At 43.9% G+C, this 20,547-nt stretch carries 20 protein-coding genes and 1 pseudogene; 10 read left to right on the top strand and 11 right to left on the bottom strand.

The window, feature by feature from the left end:
* Positions 1 to 40 precede the first annotated feature (40 nt).
* The gene (locus NL645_RS04860; protein WP_048625311.1) at positions 41 to 577 is read left to right on the top strand and encodes an ATP--cob(I)alamin adenosyltransferase; all 537 of its coding nucleotides are present in this window, start codon (positions 41 to 43) and stop codon (positions 575 to 577) included.
* A 100-nt stretch (positions 578 to 677) separates the two neighbouring features.
* On the opposite strand, the gene NL645_RS04855 is transcribed toward NL645_RS04860, so the two are convergent.
* Positions 678 to 1,592: a chemotaxis protein gene (locus tag NL645_RS04855; protein WP_005392519.1), complete on the bottom strand. Its 915-nt coding sequence runs from the start codon at positions 1,590 to 1,592 to the stop codon at positions 678 to 680.
* 214 nt (positions 1,593 to 1,806) lie between these two features.
* On the opposite strand from NL645_RS04855, the gene ppiC reads away from it, so the two are divergent.
* The gene (gene ppiC / locus NL645_RS04850; protein WP_074189873.1) at positions 1,807 to 2,148 is read left to right on the top strand and encodes a peptidylprolyl isomerase PpiC; all 342 of its coding nucleotides are present in this window, start codon (positions 1,807 to 1,809) and stop codon (positions 2,146 to 2,148) included.
* Positions 2,149 to 2,272: 124 nt separating this feature from the next.
* Here ppiC and NL645_RS04845 read toward each other — a convergent pair whose 3' ends face one another.
* From NL645_RS04845 to rcnR, 3 genes are all read right to left on the bottom strand, one after another.
* On the bottom strand, positions 2,273 to 2,701 hold the full coding sequence (locus NL645_RS04845; RefSeq protein ID WP_109169149.1) for a hypothetical protein: 429 nt from the start codon (positions 2,699 to 2,701) through the stop codon (positions 2,273 to 2,275).
* Complete coding sequence (locus NL645_RS04840) at positions 2,698 to 3,624, bottom strand: zinc dependent phospholipase C family protein (RefSeq protein ID WP_109169148.1); 927 nt, start codon at positions 3,622 to 3,624, stop codon at positions 2,698 to 2,700. Before NL645_RS04840 ends, NL645_RS04845 begins: the two co-directional genes overlap by 4 nt.
* A gap of 196 nt (positions 3,625 to 3,820) precedes the next feature.
* A complete protein-coding gene (gene rcnR, locus NL645_RS04835; RefSeq protein ID WP_046873754.1) occupies positions 3,821 to 4,093 on the bottom strand; it encodes a Ni(II)/Co(II)-binding transcriptional repressor RcnR in 273 nt (90 codons plus the stop codon).
* A 136-nt stretch (positions 4,094 to 4,229) separates the two neighbouring features.
* Here rcnR and NL645_RS04825 point away from each other — a divergent pair.
* From NL645_RS04825 to NL645_RS04815, 3 genes and pseudogenes are all read left to right on the top strand, one after another.
* Positions 4,230 to 5,307: pseudogene (locus tag NL645_RS04825) on the top strand (nickel/cobalt efflux protein RcnA).
* A 51-nt stretch (positions 5,308 to 5,358) separates the two neighbouring features.
* Positions 5,359 to 5,709, top strand: a complete 351-nt coding sequence (locus NL645_RS04820) for a DUF3147 family protein (RefSeq protein ID WP_005392525.1) — start codon at positions 5,359 to 5,361, stop codon at positions 5,707 to 5,709.
* Between the two features lie 345 nt (positions 5,710 to 6,054).
* Complete coding sequence (locus tag NL645_RS04815; protein ID WP_047008423.1) at positions 6,055 to 7,614, top strand: methyl-accepting chemotaxis protein; 1,560 nt, start codon at positions 6,055 to 6,057, stop codon at positions 7,612 to 7,614.
* Between the two features lie 131 nt (positions 7,615 to 7,745).
* Here NL645_RS04815 and NL645_RS04810 read toward each other — a convergent pair whose 3' ends face one another.
* Positions 7,746 to 8,645, bottom strand: a complete 900-nt coding sequence (locus NL645_RS04810; RefSeq protein WP_253651307.1) for a LysR family transcriptional regulator — start codon at positions 8,643 to 8,645, stop codon at positions 7,746 to 7,748.
* A gap of 142 nt (positions 8,646 to 8,787) precedes the next feature.
* Here NL645_RS04810 and accD point away from each other — a divergent pair, with 142 nt between their 5' ends.
* Positions 8,788 to 9,651, top strand: a complete 864-nt coding sequence (gene accD, locus NL645_RS04805; protein WP_046873750.1) for an acetyl-CoA carboxylase, carboxyltransferase subunit beta — start codon at positions 8,788 to 8,790, stop codon at positions 9,649 to 9,651.
* Between the two features lie 31 nt (positions 9,652 to 9,682).
* On the opposite strand, the gene NL645_RS04800 is transcribed toward accD, so the two are convergent.
* Positions 9,683 to 10,660, bottom strand: a complete 978-nt coding sequence (locus NL645_RS04800; protein ID WP_104973032.1) for a hypothetical protein — start codon at positions 10,658 to 10,660, stop codon at positions 9,683 to 9,685.
* A gap of 447 nt (positions 10,661 to 11,107) precedes the next feature.
* Here NL645_RS04800 and NL645_RS04795 point away from each other — a divergent pair, with 447 nt between their 5' ends.
* Entirely contained in the window at positions 11,108 to 13,534 is a 2,427-nt protein-coding gene (locus NL645_RS04795) for a M9 family metallopeptidase (protein WP_104973031.1), read from the top strand.
* Between the two features lie 285 nt (positions 13,535 to 13,819).
* Positions 13,820 to 14,050 carry a PAS factor family protein gene (locus NL645_RS04790; protein ID WP_005375384.1) on the top strand — a complete coding sequence of 77 codons (231 nt, stop codon included), beginning with the start codon at positions 13,820 to 13,822 and terminating at the stop codon, positions 14,048 to 14,050.
* 82 nt (positions 14,051 to 14,132) lie between these two features.
* On the opposite strand, the gene NL645_RS04785 is transcribed toward NL645_RS04790, so the two are convergent.
* Positions 14,133 to 14,510: a carboxymuconolactone decarboxylase family protein gene (locus tag NL645_RS04785; protein ID WP_053809605.1), complete on the bottom strand. Its 378-nt coding sequence runs from the start codon at positions 14,508 to 14,510 to the stop codon at positions 14,133 to 14,135.
* A 58-nt stretch (positions 14,511 to 14,568) separates the two neighbouring features.
* Positions 14,569 to 14,925 (bottom strand): MerR family transcriptional regulator, encoded by a 357-nt coding sequence (locus NL645_RS04780; RefSeq protein WP_104973030.1) that lies wholly within the window; start codon positions 14,923 to 14,925, stop codon positions 14,569 to 14,571.
* 518 nt (positions 14,926 to 15,443) lie between these two features.
* On the opposite strand from NL645_RS04780, the gene NL645_RS04775 reads away from it, so the two are divergent.
* Positions 15,444 to 16,793, top strand: a complete 1,350-nt coding sequence (locus NL645_RS04775; protein ID WP_104972818.1) for an alpha-amylase family protein — start codon at positions 15,444 to 15,446, stop codon at positions 16,791 to 16,793.
* Between the two features lie 109 nt (positions 16,794 to 16,902).
* Here the strand turns inward: NL645_RS04775 and NL645_RS04770 are convergent, their stop codons facing one another.
* Entirely contained in the window at positions 16,903 to 17,196 is a 294-nt protein-coding gene (locus NL645_RS04770) for a helix-turn-helix transcriptional regulator (protein ID WP_005375388.1), read from the bottom strand.
* Positions 17,197 to 17,441: 245 nt separating this feature from the next.
* On the opposite strand from NL645_RS04770, the gene NL645_RS04765 reads away from it, so the two are divergent.
* Positions 17,442 to 17,735: a hypothetical protein gene (locus NL645_RS04765; RefSeq protein WP_005392536.1), complete on the top strand. Its 294-nt coding sequence runs from the start codon at positions 17,442 to 17,444 to the stop codon at positions 17,733 to 17,735.
* Positions 17,736 to 17,834: 99 nt separating this feature from the next.
* Here the strand turns inward: NL645_RS04765 and NL645_RS04760 are convergent, their stop codons facing one another.
* Together NL645_RS04760 and NL645_RS04755 are read right to left on the bottom strand one after the other, a co-directional pair.
* Positions 17,835 to 19,793 (bottom strand): monovalent cation:proton antiporter-2 (CPA2) family protein, encoded by a 1,959-nt coding sequence (locus tag NL645_RS04760; protein ID WP_253651306.1) that lies wholly within the window; start codon positions 19,791 to 19,793, stop codon positions 17,835 to 17,837.
* On the bottom strand, positions 19,790 to 20,407 hold the full coding sequence (locus NL645_RS04755; RefSeq protein ID WP_005392538.1) for an NAD(P)H-dependent oxidoreductase: 618 nt from the start codon (positions 20,405 to 20,407) through the stop codon (positions 19,790 to 19,792). Before NL645_RS04755 ends, NL645_RS04760 begins: the two co-directional genes overlap by 4 nt.
* Between the last annotated feature and the right edge of the window lie 140 nt (positions 20,408 to 20,547).

Below are 20,547 nucleotides of genomic sequence, written 5' to 3'. Positions count from 1 at the left end.
TAGGTTATACTGGCTCCCTTTTTTATATTGGAACAAAAGCATGAAGCCTGTGAGCAAGGAATTGAGCGAGATTTGCTATCCCTTTATTTACGAGGACAGTCCGGTTTGTGACTTTGAAATCACGGCAGATGAACTTTGTAGTCGTATTGGTTTAGTTCTCGCGATGGATCTGGACGAGTTTAGCCGCGATATACTGACAAGAATGCAGCCTAATGTTTATCACCTAAATGGTTCGGTTCGCGGAAAGCTAGCGATTACAGAAGCGGAAGTTGAAGAGCTAAAGGCAGATTATGAATTACTTAAGCAACGCATTGATGGTGGATTCAAAGGTTTCGTTCTACCTGGAGGGCACCCAGCATCCAGTCAATTGCATTTGTGCCGTTGCCAAGCTAAAAAAACGGTACGAGCATTAGTTGCGATCGAACATGCAGGTAAGAAACAACCTGCCCCTATTCTATTTCGTTACGCGAACTTATTGGCGAATGTACTTTATAGCTTGGCTTCTTATATTAATCACATCAATCAAGTCGAAGAGACAGAGTTTGTATCTCGTAGTTACTCGATGCCAAAGAAGTGACCTGAGAAACTAGCAGCTGCGAACATCAAAGCTTCTGCGCGAAAAAACGGCCGCAAAACACCATATTCGACAATTTGTTTCTTGGCTGTTTAGTTAAGATTTAAGAAGCCATAGCTTTGGCTTCTAGTTCTTTTGCACCGCGCAGCATGGCTTCAATCAGTTCACCAGCATTGAACTTCTCAAGCGCCTCGTGTGCGCCAACTTGGTGAGCTCTGTCTACACAGATTTCGCTCGATAACGACGTATGCAAAATGCGGTATGAGTGATTAAGAGCGGAGTCATTTTGTACTTCGAATGCTAACTCGTAGCCGTCAAGCCCTGGCATCTCAATATCACTGACCAAAATATCGATTGGTCGATGAGCCTCAGCCTCGCTTTTCATCAGCTCTAATGCGTCTAAACCATTTTTACAAATTTGGTATCCGATATTGATACTATCAAGAGCATCACACAGCTGTTTACGAGCGATGGAAGAGTCATCCACCAAAAGAATGCTTAATGCTTTTAGGCGCTCACGTTCAACATCTGTCAGCATCGGGATCTTTGAGTTTTCGTATTGCGGATAAATTTTGGAAAGCAGCAGTTCTACATCCAGCATCTGAACCGTTTTGTCTTCGTAGCGAGTAATACCTGTTACGAAAATATTTTTCCCAGCGCTCGCTGGTGGGGTTTCAATGGCTTTCCAATCGCATTCAATGATCTTCTCAATACTACGAACCATAAAGGCGACCACGGTTCGCAAACAGTCTGTCACGATCAAGTAGCAATTTTTGTATTCTTCTTCACTGATAGGACGAAAGCCGACAGCCGCTGACATGTCGATCACAGGCACTGTTAAGTTACGTATTGTGACGGTGCCAATAACGTGATGATGCGAGTAAGGGATCTTCGTGGTTGGCATATACGGAACGATTTCACGGACTTTTAGCGTGCCTATCGCGAAACTCTGTTGCAGGGTGAGTTTGAACATCAACATGCCCTGAGATTGATTCGCTTTACTAACGACTTTTGCCATGAAATAACCTTATAAATACCACCGAATTGTGTCTAATCTAATCTTATCAGACGAAGGCTTCAACCATCGGAGAGACAAATGTGAGCTTTTTAGACAATCTCTTCAAGAATAGTGATTAACTGAGCAAAACTTGGTTGTATTTTAATCTTGTTATGCCGAAAGTTTTATAGTCCCATGTATTTGAACCTTGAAGCCGCCTAGGTATAAACAAGAAATGTTTGGCGTGTTAAAAGGGATTGGGTACACTTGCGCGACCAGAATAGTGAGAGATAGATCAATGGCAAATACAGCAGCCGCATTACATATTCTTGTGAAGCACAAAGAGCAAGCAGAAGACATTATCAAGCAACTGAAAAAAGGCGCAAAGTTTCAGACACTAGCGAAGAAGTATTCCACTTGCCCGTCAGGTAAGCGCGGTGGTGATCTTGGTGAGTTCCGCCGTGGTCAAATGGTACCTCAGTTCGACAAAGTGTGCTTTTCTGGCGAGGTTCTGACGCCACATCTAGTCAAAACCAAGTTCGGCTGGCATGTTGTAAAGGTGCTTTACAGAACGTAGTGATTTCTTACAGGTAAGCTTGAGCTTTTTAAATATTACCTGTTTCTGCATATTGTGAGTAATACATGACAGGCATAAGTTAAAGCCATGTATTACTCATAAATTTCCTCTATTTCCCCTACTGTTAATCAGTACAAAGAGCTGCCGCATCAAGTTTGATTTGGCATGAGTAAGGTTTTGGGGAGTCCCAATAGATCTTATCAAATTCTGAGTTGCAACCTGCATCTTCCATTAGTGCTGTATCCCCGTCACATATCAACATAACTGCATTATTACCTTGAAACTCTGAAAGAATTCGATAATTAGAAATGTTTCCATCGATAGCTAACTGTGAGAGTTTGGTGATTTGAGTTGGATTAGCTGACATCGCATTTTCGAATATTTCTTTCTCTGCTAGTCCTGCTGTGTCTCCAAACTTGAGCTCACCGTCAACAGCTTGGGCTACATCTTTTAAAATCGAGGCCATATCAAACATGACCTCTTCAGGATATTGAGAGCTGTTAGCGCAAGAAGTCAATGAGAGAAGAAGGGTGATAACGATGATTAGCTTCATAGATTTCTCCAAGCACTAAGCTGTCCGCTTTCATTTCGGCCAGTGTCTAAATTCCAATTTTCAAAAAAGCCAGTATCTTGGTTTTCATAAATGGTAGCTGCCAGCTTTTCCCAAAATATTTGGATTGTCTTAATCGCCTTATCAAAAATTTCATCGTAGTGCTTAATACCATCTGGCGTTTCTAAATCCTGAATATAAGTAGAGTCAACTTCGTTTGGAAGCGGGTAAGTTAACCCTAGCTTGGAAGCCACATGCCTCGCCCAAGGAAATAAGCGATGCGACTCCTCAGCATTATCCACAATGGATTGAAATCCTTCGTGCCAGACGTTTACGTCAGGTTCGCATTCTTTAGCATATTCAGGGTAAGTAGCTGAAAGGGCACTAGACCAAATAGTACGAATAACTGGATCTATTAGGTTGTTGTTACTCTGGTCCACACAACTGCCGATGTTGTCTCTTACTCTATCTGCAAGGCCAATACTTCCGAGTTGCATCCTGGATGGCCAAATATAAGCATCTTGGTGCATTTCGCAAATTCTGTGGTGCTGGGCGTTCTCTGCGTAAGGGCCCACTTTTAATTCAACAACAGGATGAAGAGTAATATCGGTTGCTACATGTGCTACAAAGCCACATAACCATGAGAAGGCTTTTTCAAAGTGTTCGTTATCTTCGGCTTTTACCTGTTGAATAAGAGCATCAATTAGCTTACCAACGTGGTTGTAATGCATTTTATCTGCCCACTTATTTTGCGCAGAATTCATTAGAGCAAGGTAAGGATAGTCGGGGCTTACACAACCGAGCTCTAAATACCGTTTATTTTGAGCTAAAGCCTTTTTTGCTTCTTGAGGTATGTTTAACTTCATCAATGCATTATTAGCAGAAGCTTCATTTACCGCTGTGATATGTGCGAAAGCACCAGGCATAGTAACCTCCATGTACAGTTTAAATGCATGGAGTTTACTATGCAGGCAATATGTTCGTTGCGACTCGAGTCTTAGAAAAATAAATGTTTATGTATTGGATATCGAGCGAGGCATTTGCAAATTATCGCCTTAGGACTTGCGTTATCTATTTTAATGAAAATCGATAATGGCACTTCAAAAAATTAATGAAATCGTGTTATTTGATATAGGAGTCCAACACTTTCAGTACAACTTCCATATCAGCTTCACGCTTTTCTAATTCTTCCTCCAATACGACGTGTTCGATCAGATGGCCTTTAATTACTTCTTTCATTAAGCCATTTACAGCCCCTCGAATTGCAGCGATTTGTTGCAACACATCTTGGCACTCATGTTCTTCTTCCAGCATTTTTTTAAGACCATTCACCTGACCCTGTATTTTGCTGACACGGGTATTGAGCTTCTTTTGATCTCTGGTTGTATGGGACATGACTTATCTTCTTTAAGTTACTGACTGCGAGATTCTAACTGATAATGTAGCACTTATCTTATACTGGGGGGTAGTATTGAATACTAGGGGGGAGTATAGTTTGGGGCAACTTTAGAAGAGCATATTGAGAATAACAATGGATTTTGTCGCATTATTACAACAAGGTAATGGATGGTTTTTTATACCCAGCGCCATTTTATTAGGAGCGTTACATGGATTAGAGCCAGGACATTCAAAAACGATGATGGCCGCGTTTATTGTGGCCGTAAAAGGAACAGTGAAGCAGGCGGTGATGTTGGGGTTGGCTGCAACGCTTTCCCATACGGCGATCGTATGGATAATTGCTGCGGGTGGGATGTATATAAGTCAAAGATTTACTGCAGAAGCTGCGGAGCCATGGATGCAGCTTATCTCTGGGGGTAATTATCGTCTCGACGGGTTTATGGATGTTCTGGAGAACGTGGAGCGATGAGCGAGCTTGGCACAAAGCTCATAAGCAAGCTCGAGACTGGAGAACGCAAGTTGTCGATACTGGTCATGGGCATCTATCGCTTTCTATCGTAGAAGAAGGGTATCACTGCCGTTTTCAATTACGCACACTTAACGGTAAGCCTTTAACGGCTGAAGACGTTAAACTAGTGCTACCCAACGCAATCAGACAGCCTTCTGATATTTATCACTTTATTGATCGCGATGGCTATTTGGAATCCGCCTCCTGTATTGAAGCCTCTGATGATTTTTTCGTCACGTTGATGGTCGGGCACCATGATCACACCCACGATTTCGAGGTGCATTTTCATGCGGATTCCCATTCGGAAGGTGAGAATAAAGAGTACCAAGATGCTCATGAGCGTGCTCACGCTCTAGATATTCAAAAGCGCTTTGGCGATCGAGATGTTACCAATGGACAAATACTTCTGTTTGGTTTGACGGGTGGGTTAATACCATGCCCGGCGGCGGTCACTGTTTTACTCATTTGTTTGCAACTTAAGGCCATGACACTTGGTGCAACCTTGGTGGTGTCGTTCAGTATTGGTCTAGCGTTAACTTTAGTTGCGGTTGGTGTTGTCGCGGCAGTGGGCGTTCAAAAAGCAACATCGAAGTGGAGTGGTTTGAACGATGTGGCTCGTCGTGCACCTTATTTATCGGGGATCTTGATTAGTGCCGTTGGTGTATATATGGGCATGCACGGGTTTACGACGTTAATGAGCTAAGCTCTGTTGTAATTATTACGTCGCTTTTTGTTTATTAAAGGTAGCTCTTTCATGTTGTGGATGATTACTAAGTACGCGTTAACCGCAGGAATAGTGGTGCTGATATCTGAAGTTGCCAAGAGAAGTGATAAAGCGGGAGCGCTGATTGCCGCGCTCCCGACGGTCACTATTTTAGCTTTGATTTGGATGTATATTGAAGGGCAAGGTCAGGAAAAGCTCGCGAACCACGCGTTTTATACTTTTTGGTATGTACTGCCTACATTGCCGATGTTTCTAGTTTTTCCTTTCTTACTGAGCCGATATTCGTTTTGGTTCTCTTTGGGGATTTGCGCCATTATTTCAATCGTTTGTTTCTTCATTGTGACCATCGTTATCAAAGAGTTTGGAATAGAATTAACTTAATTGAGCAAAGGAGAATTGTAAGAATATAGGTCGAAGCGCTCGCTTATTTATATTTTCAAGGCTCTAACTAGAACTCTTTTTTTAACTCTCGATGCTAGTGTGGCCGCTTACTTGAAGTTATCGATTACTCTCTTGTTTTTCAGTCAAACCTCGTAGAAATGTGACGTTTTGAAGACTTTTCTTCCTTCATTCTAAAGTTATCGGTAATCAGGCAGATACAGTGGCTACAAAGTTACGTCTAGCTTTGCCAGACAGGCTAAAAATACAGTTTGTGTTGGTTATAAGAGGCGAAAGGCTTAACGCTCTGTCGTGAGCATCACATTGAATAGTACCGAGACAATTAAAATGAAAAGAATCATCTTATTAGCCGTTTGCGCCATGTTTGGTATTGCTGTCGTGGCAAGTATGGCATCAACGTACCTAATTTCGAGTCAGAAAATCGATGACATCATCTTAAACAAATCCCAAGTTCAAGCTGAGTTTTTAGCAGGAAATGCAAGTTATATTTTGGAGAACTCAGCCAATCCAATGCAAGACTTACAATCGCTCGTTGAGGGTTTGAAACAACGTTCAGACGTAAGCTATGCAGTCGTAATTGATCGCAATGTGACGGCGGTTGCTCACAGTGATAAGCAAAAGCTAAATAAAACCTACAATGATAACTACACCGTTGAAGGTGCAACCAAAGGTGTACAACAGTATTCAAAGTGGTATGCCGATGTCCAGAAAGTGTGGGTGTTTGATATCATGGCGCCGATCTACGTGAATGGTCAGTTGTACGGCACGTTTGATATTGGTATTCCTATTACAGAAGTAAGCCAAGCGACGAATGGAATTATTACTTCCCAACTGATTTCCATGGTGGTGATCTTCGTTCTGTGTGTTTTGGCTCTATCGCTTCTACTCAACAAGCTGATGCGACCGCTCTCTGCGCTTAAGGAGGCGTTGCAAGACATCTCGAAAGGTGACGGAGACTTAACGGTTCGTTTACCAGCAAAAGGTAATGACGAAGTCGCACAAATTTCTTCGGCGTTCAACGTGTTTGTTGGCAAGGTACATGAGATCATTACACAAGTTGTAAATACTGGTGTGGATCTGAATGGTTCCGCTGTCGCGCTGCGTGGACAATCTCAACAAGCGCTTGCAAGAGGCCAGGAGCAGAATGAGCAAACCATGCTGGTTGTCACGTCTATGAACGAAATGATCGCGACCGTCAACGAAATCGCGTCAAATGCTGCTGGTGCAGCAAGTGCTGCGAGCACGGCAAGTAATGAGACTCAAGATGGCTACAAGACGCTAGAACGCACCAAGACGGCGATGACGAATCTTGAAAACGAGATGAACAGTACTTCCAATATTATCGTAAGTCTTGCGGACAACACTCAGTCGATTGGTAGTATTCTCGAAGTCATTAGAGGGATCTCTGAGCAAACGAACCTACTAGCGTTAAATGCCGCTATTGAAGCAGCGCGCGCCGGTGATGCCGGACGAGGTTTCGCCGTAGTGGCAGACGAGGTCCGTAACCTTGCAACTAAAACGGCTCAGTCCACTGATGAAATTGACAATATGATACATCAGTTGCAAACCGAAGCCCAAAGTGCGGTTAATTCAATGAGTAATAGTAGAACCCTAATTGAAGAAGGCACTGCAGAAACGGAGCTCGCTCGACAAGCACTAGAGGCAATTGCTGATCAAGTTACTACTATTTTGGATATCAATACTCAAGTGGCAACGGCAACAGAACAGCAATCAACGGTAGCAAATGAAATTAACATGAATATGGATACCGTCAGTCACTCCGTGAAAAACGCGCTAACGGCGAGTGAGCAATTGGAAGAATCAAGTCAACAACTTGCAGAATTATCGAGAACTCTCGATCGTCACGTAGGAGCGTTTAGAATTTAAACGCCAACGGAAATCCTTTTGCAAAAGCCAGTAAATCTCGATTGCTGGCTTTTTTATTTGAGAAAATCGCATGTCGAATTGCTCTACTATGCCAGTTTTTATAGTTATTGTGATAAATGATTAATGCTTAACTAGGCGTTAAGCTTCGCGTGTTGTTTTAAGTGCTCAACAAACATAGAGATTTTCTTGGCTAAGTGCTTTCTAGAAGAGTAAAACGCATAAAGCACTAAATCTTCAGGTTCGTATTCTAGAGGGATGACTTCAAGCTTGCCGCTCTCGATCTCACCTTTGCATGATTCTATTGGAAGTATTGCGTATCCAAGCCCTGATAACGCGCCAGATTTAGCGAGATGGCCACTGTTTACTTTGAACGAGGATTGTACTGTTTGCGTAATATGACCTCCGTCGGGATTTTTAAATACCCAGGGAGCGCCATTTACTGCAGTAAGTGTCGTGATACAGGGAACATGATTTAAATCCGTAATTTTGTAAGGGCTGGCGTACTTATTAAGCAGTTGAGGCGCAGCCAAAATAGCACTGGGCCAGCGTTTGATTTCCCTTGCTACCCAATTGCTGTCAGACAAAGTCCCTCTATGAAAACTCAAAATGACATCAAAGCTATCAATAATCTCATCTTTAGGGTTTAGCGTTGTATCGCAAGATAAAGAGATTGACGGGTATTGCGTGCAAAAGGTGACAACCGCTTTGGCCAGTACAGGTGTGTCTGGCATAAGAATACGTAGCTCTCCAGTTACGGTGTGCGAGTGGCGAGTCACGGTTTCTAGCGCGTTGTTGAGTTGTTCCAATAATGGACGAGTGCTGCTATAGAGCTCTTCTCCAGCCTCGGTAGGCGTCATTCGCCTTGTTGTTCTATTGAACAACCTGATGTTTAACTTTTCTTCAAGCAGGGCAATATGTCGGCTGACATTCGATGTTGGTATATTCAAACACTCAGCGGCTCGCTTAAAGCTGTTGTTCTCATAAACACAATGAAAACTTTTTAACCAGGTTTGGTCGACGTTATCAAACATTTGATTGTCCCACTTTATTGGATTATCTAGCCAGCATATTGCACTTTATCCTCAGACTGAGTTGCATACAATTTTATTTAAAAGTCAGAGCGGGCAAACGATGCAGATGTCGTGCTACGAGGTGATAAATAATGAGGTACACATGAGTTGGCTAGAAAGGTTATTTGAGAATAAGAATATAATAGGTTCGCGCAAAGCGTCTATTCCTGAGGGCGTTTGGACAAAATGCCCTGAATGTGAACAAATACTTTATCGCGCGGCATTAAAAGAGAATTTGGAAGTATGTCCTAGGTGCTCTCATCATATGAGAATGGCTGCACGTCAAAGGTTAAACACTTTTCTGGATCATGGAACACAGCAAGAGTTGGCAAGTGAGTTGGAACCGCAGGATATTTTGGGTTTTAAAGATTTAAAACGATATAAAGAGCGAATCTCCATCGCGCAGAAAACGACTGGAGAAAAAGATGCCTTGGTTGTGATGCAGGGGAAGTTACTAGGCTTGCCTGTTGTAGCTTGTGCGTTTGAATTCTCTTTCATGGCTGGCTCGATGGGGGCGGTGGTTGGCGAGAAATTTGTCCGCGCCGTTGAAACTGCGATTAATATAAAATCTGGGCTAGTGTGTTTTTCTGCTTGCGGAGGGGCGCGCATGCAAGAGTCTTTGGTAGCACTAATGCAAATGTCAAAAACCAGCGCTGCGTTAAACCACTTATCTGAGCACAGATTACCCTATATCTCAGTATTGACGGACCAAACTTATGGTGGCGTCTCGGCGAGTTTAGCCATGTTGGGAGACATCAATATTGGTGAGCCTAAAGCAAGCATCGGCTTTGCGGGAAGGCGTGTTATTGAACAAACGGTACGTGAAAAGCTACCAGACGAGTTTCAAAGAAGTGAGTTTTTATTGGCACATGGCGCATTAGATATGATTGTGGACAGACGTGAAATGCGTGATCGCGTTGGCGGCTTATTGGCTAAGTTAACCAACGCGAGGGTGGTTTCAGAATAGGTGATATTAAAGTTAGGCTTAGTACTTGCGTTTATTGAGCCGTAATCATTACAAACCGTTCATTTTGCCCCCATCTTGGTTCCGCATTCATTAGGCTGAGATCCAACGCCGTTTGGTATGGGTCAACAGCAAAATGGTCGCTTACTAACCCCCAGAGCATCCAGTTGATTGCGGTTTCATTCTCGGTAAGCTCTTCGAGTGGCGCTTGGAGGAAAAAGTACTCATCTTCGCCATCGTAACCGAGCCGATCATAGATAATGTTGCGTAGCTCTCGATCCAAATCATGTTGGAGGTTGATTGAGTCGTACAGTTGCTCTTCTGTTGGGCCATTCTCATGGTGATAAACATTGCGTTTTGACTCTTTGCGTAAAGTACCTGAGCCAGTTTTAATGCTTACTTTCTTTTGCGAGTGTTGCTCAAGAACTTGAATGATTTCATCCTCTAGTTGATCGAGTTTACTCAGCAAAACTTGATTGTTTATGTCACCAGCGGGGGAGGCCATCGTTTGGAAGGCTTTCACTCTCTCGTAGACTGCTTTCCCGTGAGGAAGCGCTGCAAAGCACTGTTCTCGGAGCGCTTCATTGGCTTGCCAAATGCCCGAGTAGAGCTCGTAATCATGTGGATATGGTGGAAGATCTTCAGTATCTTCCCCTAATAATTCTCGCCAGCGCTTTTGCCACTGTTCTTCTTTTGAGTGTTTTACACGAGCGTATTGCTTAACCCAGCGGTTACGAAGGTTTACCCCAAAAATGGCAAGTCCCCATGGAGCGAGCAAATAAAAATAATAGTGAGAAGAGTTATCCCAAAAGTAACCGTAAACGTAAACACCAAAAGCAAGCACCCAAGTTCCAATAGTACAAGCAATAATCCCGGACATTATTGATGATTGGCGCTTTGTTTCTCTTAATGTATTACCTTCAGCACATAACCAAAAAATGCCGCCAAAAACAAAGGCAAACGTTGTCATGAAGTAGGCAAGCCCCGCTCCCAAAAATCCCCAAAGTGACATGTATTATCCCTAGCCAAATATCTGCTTATTCACTCATCAATGATTCGAGGAGTAAATGTGTTTGATTTGGCGGAGAATTTACCATTAATGCCAACCTTTTGATATGCACTCGATGACTTATTGGGAATGAGTCACAAATAAAAATAGATGGTATCAAGCATCAAAATTTAATTTAGAACCTTTGATTGTCGTGAACTCTATCTGGAAGAGTTAAGGGGGGCGTTTAAGGGCAATTTTCCTCATAAAGTCGTTATTTAGAAAAAGGTAAATTAATGTTTTTATTGATAATTGTGAGAAATCTTGGGTTGGGATTGATCCCATAAATTTAGAGTAAAAAGCCTATTTTTGGGAGCGATTTCATAAATTTTATGACACTGATTTCACTGTTTGAGCTGTAAAGAATATAAACCCCCACTCAATGTATGTTAATAATCAATGAGTGTTGTTATGTCTCATATCCGTTTTTTCCCGCGCCATCGTTTGGCGCTTGCTTGTATGCTAGCGAGTGTGTCTAGCTTCTCTTTTGCACAAAACCAGTGCGCTGTTGCTGATTTACAACAATCGAGAGACTTGGCTGCTGCCGTTTCTGGTGCAGAGTATGATTGCTACCACGCTTGGTTTTCAGCTCCTTCCGCAACGCTGAACGATATTTACAGCGAAGCGAGCTTAAGCCGTATCCAAGTCGCGTTGGATCAAGAAATTGCCCGCTATCGTGGAGAAGCAGAGCAAGCTCGTGTTCTAGAAAATCTGGGCGAGTTTATTCGTGCTGCATACTACGTTCGTTACAATGCTGGCACAGGTACACCTGAGTTTTCAGAAGCGTTGAGTCAGCGTTTTGCTCAGTCGACGAACCTATTCCTTAACAACTCTCATGCTTTGGATCAAGGCCGTGAACAAGTTGGCGCAATGAAGAGCCTGACTTTGATGGTTGATAACGTGAAGCAGTTGCCGCTGACCATGGATAGCATGATGGCCGCGTTGATGCACTTTAACCGTGAAACCGCGCAGGACACGCAATGGGTCGATGGTTTAAACAACCTGTTCCGTTCTATGGCAGGTCATGTAGCAAACGATGAGTTCTACCGCTACATGGCAAACAATACTCACCATATTGATACATTAGCGAGATTCGCATCTGATAACGCTTGGGCATTGGATACGGATGCGAGCTTTATTGTTTTCAATGCATTACGTGAAACTGGTCGTTTGCTTGCGAGCCCAGATCAGGAGACCAAACGCAAAGCCTTGGCTGTGATGCAACAAGTGATGCAGCGTTACCCATTGGGCAGCGAGCATGACAAACTGTGGCTTGCTGCCGTAGAGATGATGGGCTACTACGCACCAGAAGGCCTAAATGGTCTGAATATTGAGCAAGCTAAGCAAGATCTAGCTGCGCGCGTGATGCCAAATCGTTTTGAGTGTCAGGGGCCTGCCATCATTCGCTCTGAAGATCTAACTGATGCTCAAGCTGCAAAAGCGTGTGAAGTACTGGCTGCGAAAGAAGCCGACTTCCATCAAGTGGCGAATACGGGCAATCAACCTGTTGCTGATGACTTGAATGATCGTGTTGAAGTGGCGGTGTTTGCTAGTAACGACAGCTACGTTGATTATTCTTCGTTCCTGTTTGGTAACACAACGGACAACGGTGGTCAGTACCTTGAGGGGAATCCATCAAAAGCGGACAATACCGCCCGTTTCGTGGCTTATCGCTATGCGAATGGCGAAGATTTATCGATCTTGAATCTAGAGCATGAGTACACGCACTATTTGGATGCGCGATTTAACCAGTACGGCTCATTCAGTGATAACTTAGCCCACGGTCATATCGTGTGGTGGCTGGAAGGTTTTGCTGAATACATGCATTACAAACAAGGCTACCAAGCGGCGATCGAACTGATTGCAGGCGGTAAACTGAGCCTTTCAACTGTGTTTGATACCACATATTCTCACGATACTAATCGTATCTATCGTTGGGGTTACTTGGCCGTTCGATTCATGTTAGAAAATCATCCGCAAGACGTAGAAAGCTTGTTGGCGTTGTCGCGTACTGGTCAGTTTGAACAGTGGGCGCAACAGGTGACGACATTAGGTCAACAATATGACGCAGAGTTTGAACGCTGGTTGGATACGTTAGAAGTGGAGCCAGAGCAACCAGTTACTGACCCAGAAGAGCCAATAGAACCAACAGAACCTGAAGCACAAGTGACTGAATTGACGGCGAACCAAAGCCTTCAACTCAGTGGCGAAGCGTACAGCGAAAAACTGTTCTACGTTGACGTACCAGCCAACACCGTTCGCTTTAATGTATCTATTGAAGGTGCGGGGGATGCGGATCTTTACATGAGCTACAACAAAGTTGCGCATTACTACGACTTTGAAATGAGCCAGTATGGCGATGGCAGCAATGAAGAGATTGTATTTGAGCCAGAGCAGGATGGTTACGTGAAAGCAGGTCGTTACTACATCAGTTTAACTGGCCGTGATAACTATGACTCAGTGAATCTTGTGGCTGCTTTAGACGTTGAAGCGCAAACACCGCCAACACAAGTGCAAGACGATTTGGCACCGGTGGTATTAGAGTCTGGTGAAGCAAAAATGCTGACCGTTCACAAGCAGCGTTATGCGGCAGTGTATGTACCTGAAGGTGTTGAAGAGATTCGTGTATGGCTAACGGCTCACTCTCAAACTGGTAATGTCGATCTATACGCCAGCAGAGAGCATTGGCCTACGGTTGAGCAACACGAGTACGTCTCCAACTATGCAGGTAGCAACGAATACCTTGCGATTCCTGTTACTGAAGCGGGCTATGTGCACTTCTCTCTTCAAGCACAAGAACAAGGTGATGACGTTGAAATGTTAGTGCACTTCAACTAAAACATGCTCGATTAGCTGAAATCGAGATAAAAAACGTCGCTCATAGAGCGGCGTTTTTGTTTGTATCGGATGCCATTGTGATCAAACAGCGGCGAATGCTAGTTAATCGGCTAATTTATCGAGTTATCCTTTGCTCTTTTTCTAAACGGCTTTAGGTTTGTATTACAATTTACCGCGCACATAAACTTTTTTAGCGACGCGTTCTGTGACCTAGCTTCTGATTTGTGCTTTCCAAACGGATACAATATATATGCACCCCGTGCAATAAAGTGAAAAGGGAAAGACATGAAAACGCTTATTTATGAAACGTTGATTAGCCTTGCTAACCAAGAACCAGAACAACATGCAAGAATCCGACAAAATCTATATGAACAGTTGGATCTGCCGTTCGATAAGCAGCTGGCTTTGTATTCTTGTGCCCTTGGTCCTGCAAGTTCAGGCAAGTTGGAGAGTAGTCAAGGCATTAACAACGCGGTAGATTGCGCGGTTAAACTGCTTGAAACCCCTGAGCGCTAATTCACTCGTTGTTTAAATCACGGCCCGATCCCCAAGGGCCGTTTTTAATTTAATTGCCTTTAAATTGATTCCAACGTCGTTATTACTCTGCTCTTTCCGCTAGCACTTCTTTGAATGCAAACATGCCGTTTAATGCCGCTGGAAACCCTGCGTAGACGGACATCTGTAAGATGACTTCTTTAATTTCAGCCTCGCTGCAGCCTACATTCAGTGCTGCATTGAGATGTACTTTCAGTTGTGGCGAACAATTCCCCATTGCCGTTAGCGCGGCGACGGTTGCGATTTCTCTCGATTTTAGGTCTAAGCCTGGGCGAGCATAAATATCGCCAAACGGGTACTCAATGGTGTACTGAGCTAAATCTGGGCAAATATCTTGTAAGCTTTCGATGACATTGTGACCAGCGTCGCCATCAATGTGAGAGAGTAGTTCTAATCCTTTGTTAAAGCGTGATTGTTCCATCGATATGTTCCTAGTGAATAAATGCAAACATACCTTAATCGTTAGAGTTAACTCTAAGTCAATGAACTTTTCCGCTTTTATACAAGGCAATTTTTTCTTCTAGAGCCGTTAAGTGCTTTTGCTGCTGTTCAATGTGGAGCTTGAGGTTTTCTTGGTGTTGCTCTAGCAAGGCTTGGCGTTGTCGTACAGATTCTGAGCCGACTTCCCTTAATTTTGCATATTCCAGAATCTCTTCAAGCGGCATTGCAGTTTCTTTTAATCGCTTTACGAAGCTAATCCAGCTTAGATCTTTCGCACTATACACTCGATGCCCACTCGCGTTTCTATGGACATGTTTAAGTAAGCCAATTTTTTCATAGTATCGAAGTGTATGAGCAGACAAGCCGACGAGGCTAGAAAACTCTTTGATATTCATGATTACCCTCCAAGGTAATTCATACCAATAGGCATAAGCTAAGTTCCGCATTTTGAAGTCATTTCGGGATAGATACAAACGGTAATCTTCCATGTTTTAAGGTTGGATACGCAGAAGGGGGCTGTTTTGAATACGCGCCAAACGTGATCCACCTGCCAGTTTCACTTTATTAAAAATTAGTTACTCAATAGAGTGGTTTGGCTGTTTTTAGTCTTTGGCCTCCTTTAGGGCGTACCCGGGCATTTTCTTTCATATATTTTGAATGCAATTTTTTGCAATACAAAACAATGACTTAATTTATTTTATGTGCGGTGTGCTTGAATGCCATCTACTCGTTTACGTCCAGAACCGTTTCTACTTGTGCAATGGAGGAGTCACTACGCCTTCATTTTCAGCCTTGAGTTAGGGCGAAAAGGGTGAGGGCGTCTGATGAATAGCTCTTATAATTTCGACTATTGAATTCACTCACAAAAAAATGCAAACAAGTAATCGTGAGTGAAAACGAGTAGGAGAACAACATGAGTGGCTCACAGGAAATACAATCATTCGGTGCGAATGTTATCTTACATGCGTTTGATTGGAAGTATGCTGACATTGCCCAACGAGCAAAAGAAATCCACGAGCTAGGTTACGGCTCCGTGTTGGTTTCGCCACCAATGAAAAGCGCCCACGATGATCGCTGGTGGCAGCGCTATCAACCTCAAGATTACCGTGTCATCGACAATGCGTTGGGTGATACCAAAGACTTTATCCGTATGGTTCGTGAACTGGAGCAAGTTGGCGTGTGGGTTTACGCTGACGTGGTGTTTAACCATATGGCAAATGAGGCCCACCTTCGCCGAGACCTCCAATACCCAAGGCAAGAGGTCTTGGAGGAATACCAACAAAACAAACAGAAATATCAGTCGCTAACGTTATTTGGCGACTTATCTCAACCGCTTTTTGATGAAGAGGACTTTGTTGAAGCGTTCGGTATTAAAGACTGGAAAGATAAATGGCAGGTACAAAATGGACGTATCACAGGTGGACCAACCGATCCTGGCTTGCCAACCCTCCGTGTTTGTGACCATGTCGTTGAGCAGCAACGCGCTTACCTAAAAGCACTGAAAGCCATTGGTGTGAAAGGTTTTCGTATTGATGCCGCGAAACACATGACGTTAGAGCATCTTAAACGTGTTTGGACAGACGACATCACGCGCGATGTGCATATATTTGGCGAAATTATTACCGATGGCGGTGCGACAGAGGAAGAGTATCAGTTGTTTCTTGAGCCGTATTTACAGGAAACTCGCTTAGGCGCTTACGATTTCCCTTTGTTCTCAACCATTTTTAAGGCGTTTGCTAAAAAGGGCAGTTTCAAGTCGTTGATTGACCCATACTGTTTCGGTCAGGCCCTTTCGCCTGGTCGCGCCATTACATTTGTTGTCACGCATGACATTCCTAACAATGACGTTTTTCTTGATCTGATCATGGATGAGGAAAACGAATGGTTAGCTTATGCCTACATTCTAGGCCGCGATGGTGGTGTGCCATTGGTTTATACCGACTTAAACACTAGCGGTATTACAGATAAAAATGGCAAGCCAAGATGGCAAGGCGCATGGAACGATCCACGAATGGCGAAAATGATCCAATTCCATAATATGACGCATGGCGAGTCGATGAGTGTTCTTGAAGGTAACGATGATATGCTGGTATTTAAGCGAGGGAGCAAAGGCGTTGTCGTGCTTAATAAATCGCAGCGTCAGCAGTCTTTGACATTGAAAATGGATGGTGACTGGGTGGATTTGATGACGGATCAGGACGTTCCATCTGACGGTAAGTTAATTGTGCCACCTAAAGCCTCAATGTTGCTCGTCGAAAACTAAAAAATAAAACACCGAGCTTAGCGAGCTCGGTGTTTTATTTTTGTCGGCGGTCATTCAAGAACGGGTAAAGTCTAATGTAAAACCGAAGTCTTTCGCGTCTGCTATGAAGTTATGAGCACTCATTAACGCAACATTCAGCCTTTAAAAAGCCGATCACATCATCTAAACATTGGTACTCTGCAACGCAAAAAAGGGTTCGCCCCTCACGACGTTGGGTGAGAAGCCCGGCTGAGGCTAGACTAGAAATATGATGAGAGAGAGTGGATGCAGGAATGCCAAGCTTTTCTTGTACGCCGCCTACCGCGATACCTTTGTATCCCGCTTTGACAACTTCTTTGTAAATACTTAAACGAGTAGGATGACCTAACTCTTTTAGTGCTTTAGCGACGGCTTCAAGCTCCATACTGACCTCTAAAGAATGACTACAGTAAATTTGTTTCGATAATAGGGAAAGTCTCGGTAAATGCCAACTCTTGTGATCTAGGAACGATTTAAATCAGATGAGATTCATACCGGCTCATACCAGCACAACAATAATTGTCTACTCCAATGAGACAGATCAATCTTCATTATTATTTCACCCCACGTTCAAACTCCCTCGTCTACACTCATGGGTGAGTTGTCAGTTGGCAGACCAAGGAGGCGGCCATGATTGCGGTTCATAGAGATTATTGTTTGTCTAACAGTTCAGATTTACATGCTCACGTTAAAGTTAACCCTGTCGGTAAATTAGAAGTTGAGATTGTAGAACTTCAAGAGCGCCATACCACAGAGTTTGATGATTTGTCTTTTGAGAGCCGTGGGTGTGAAACTCGAATCTGTGGTAAAGAAGACACAACTCCGTGGCAGTTCAATCTTGCAGTTACTGATGCGTTAGAGCTTTCTCACTTAGTGGAAGAAGCAAACGAAGAGTATGAGATTTTAATGAATGATCTTATGTAATCTCGTGAGAAGATCATTTTATCCTGCACGGCATGTGACTCGGTACTGAAAAAGAAAAACCTCCCAAACGGGAGGTTTTTAATATTGAGCAAGTTACCGTCAGAGCGGCTCTTCTCTCGGCGGTGTTAGTTCTTGAACGTTATCTTCATTGAAGTCATCGGCGTAACCTTTCGGCGGTGGCGTCCAACCACGTTCTGAGCGCGAGAGTTTGTCATGGCGATCTTTTTGCATCTCTTCCGCCATTTTTTCCTCTAACTGAATAAACAGTTGTCGGAAATTGTTGTCATAACGTTCGCCTTCAGAATCATCTTCCCAAGCTTTGTAGAGTATCTCGGACTTGCGTGCTTCAACACGCTTGTATGTCGCTTTTTGCTGCTCAACAAAGAAGGGATGAATACCAAGTGCTTTCATCGTGTGACCGCCCATCTCCAATGCGGAATGGTAGGTTTCCGATTCAATAATATCAGCCCCAGCTTGACGCAATAGATAGCCGTGACCACGGTCAAAGGCGCGTGCGATCACCGTTACTTTGGGGTACGTGTGTTTGACGTACTTCACCAATTCCACACTCGATTCTTGGTTATCAATTGCGACGACCAACGCAGCCGCATGCTCGATGCCTGCAGTGTGCAGCATATCTGGTCGAGTCGCATCGCCAAAATAAGCGCGAGTGCCAATCTGGCGCATGTTATCGACTTGGTTGGCTTGGTGATCGAGCACCACTGTTGTTACACCATTAGAAACAAGCAAGCGGTTAACAATCTGACCAAAGCGGCCGATACCAGCGATGATTACTGTGCCTTTTTCCTCAATCGTATCGCTTTCTCTTTCGTTTGATTGGGTTTCAAAACGCGGCAGTATTAATTTGTCAAATAGAATGAACAAGCCTGGCGTTAAGAACATTGAGATAGCAACAACCAGCGCAAGAGTTTGCGAGAGTTCAAACGGAATGACGTGGTTTTGCACAGAGAAGCTTAGCAACACAAAACCAAATTCACCCGCTTGAGCCAAGCTTAAGGTAAACAGCCAGCGGTTGCTGCCTTTCACTCTAAATATCAGCGCGAGAATAAACAGCACCAAGGCTTTCAATACCATCACGCTAATGGTCAGTGCCATGATCAACCAGAAGTCACCAAATAGAACCGAGAAATTGATCCCTGCGCCGACGGTGATGAAGAACAGACCTAGCAACAACCCTTTAAATGGTTCGATATTAGATTCTAACTCGTGGCGAAATTCGCTGTTCGCCAATACAACGCCAGCCAAGAAGGTTCCTAAGGCAGGAGATAAGCCCACTAAACTCATCAGTGCTGCGATGCCGATCACCAGCATCAATGCGGTGGCGGTAAAAATCTCACGCAGCCCAGAGCTAGCAACATAGCTCAGCAGAGGTCGACTTAAAAAGTGACCACCAACGACAACAATCGCTATCGATGCTGTGATGACTATTCCGTACGCCCAGCCTGGTAAATCGGCCACGAGGTTTAAATCGTCATGATGCTGCGCAGCAGTTTGAACGGCATTTTGTGCTTGTTCGACTAACTCTGGCAGGGCCAGCAACGGAATAAAGGCCAACATCGGGATAACAGCGATATCTTGGAAAAGCAAAACAGAGAACGCGTTTTGTCCACCTTCTGTCTTCGTTAACCCTTTTTCGCTAAAAGTTTGCAAAACAATCGCGGTAGAAGAAAGGGCGAAAATCAAGCCGATGGCTAAGGCAATGGTCCAAGGCTGTTCAAAGTACAGGGCAATACCCATAATCGCCGCGATGGTACCGCCAACTTGAAGACCGCCTAAGCCCATTAAACGATTTCGCATTGACCAGAGCATTTTAGGCTCTAGCTCTAACCCCACTAGGAATAGCATCATCACCACGCCAAATTCGGCAAAGTGCTGAATTGTCGTTGTTTCTTCACCAACTAAACCGATAATTGGACCAATTACCACACCAGCGATGAGGTAACCTAAAACGGAACCGAGCCCTAAACGCTTGGCAAGTGGTACCGCGATCACAGCGGCAATCAAATACACGAAGGCTTGTAAGAATATCCCTGTCATGAAGCCTCCTTGATGAGCTTCGGAAGTGCGCTGTTGAGTTTGATTAATGACGCAGCTGCTTCAACATCCAGTCTATCTTCGACTAATGCTGTTAGTAGGCTTTTGTACCGTTCGACATGACGGGGAATTCGTCCTTCTTCTTCGGCTGTACGTGCGCCGAACAAAGCAAGAGGCGCAATGTAGTGCATACCCGTGAGCGCTGACATTTGCTCGATAGGAGCGAGCAGTTCCCGAATCGTAAAATGGTTGTAGCCTTCGGCTTTATAGGCTTCTTCTTTGCCGCCGGCAGAAAGCACGCACAGCATGGTTTTACCTTGTAGTTCGGTTCCTTCAGTGCCGTAAGCAAAGCCATACTCCAAAACCAGATCTTGCCACTCTTTTAAAATTGCTGGGGTTGAATACCAATATAGTGGGAATTGAAAAACCACCACATCATGCTCACGCAAGCGTTGTTGTTCACGGTCGATATTGATATCGAAACGAGGGTATTCACCATAGAGATCAACACATGTCACGCCTTCAATTTTTTGAGCTTCTTTGAAAAGTGGAGTATTCACTTCTGAACGATGCTGGGAAGGATGAGCAAAGAGAATTAATACTTTTTTATTCGCCATAAGGATCCTTGCTATCTAAATAACCATGCCCGGTAGGAGCGCAGGTTGGTTAGAAAATGTAACTCATAAATGGCCGTCAAGCTAGCTTGGAAAAGTGCTTAAGCTGTTTCAATATCAATAAAAAACCACCAAATAAGTTG

The organism is Vibrio sp. Y51_MX_L26, assembly GCF_024181935.1.
GTDB classification, from domain to species: domain Bacteria; phylum Pseudomonadota; class Gammaproteobacteria; order Enterobacterales; family Vibrionaceae; genus Vibrio; species Vibrio diabolicus.
This window is presented reverse-complemented; position numbering and strand designations above follow the sequence as displayed.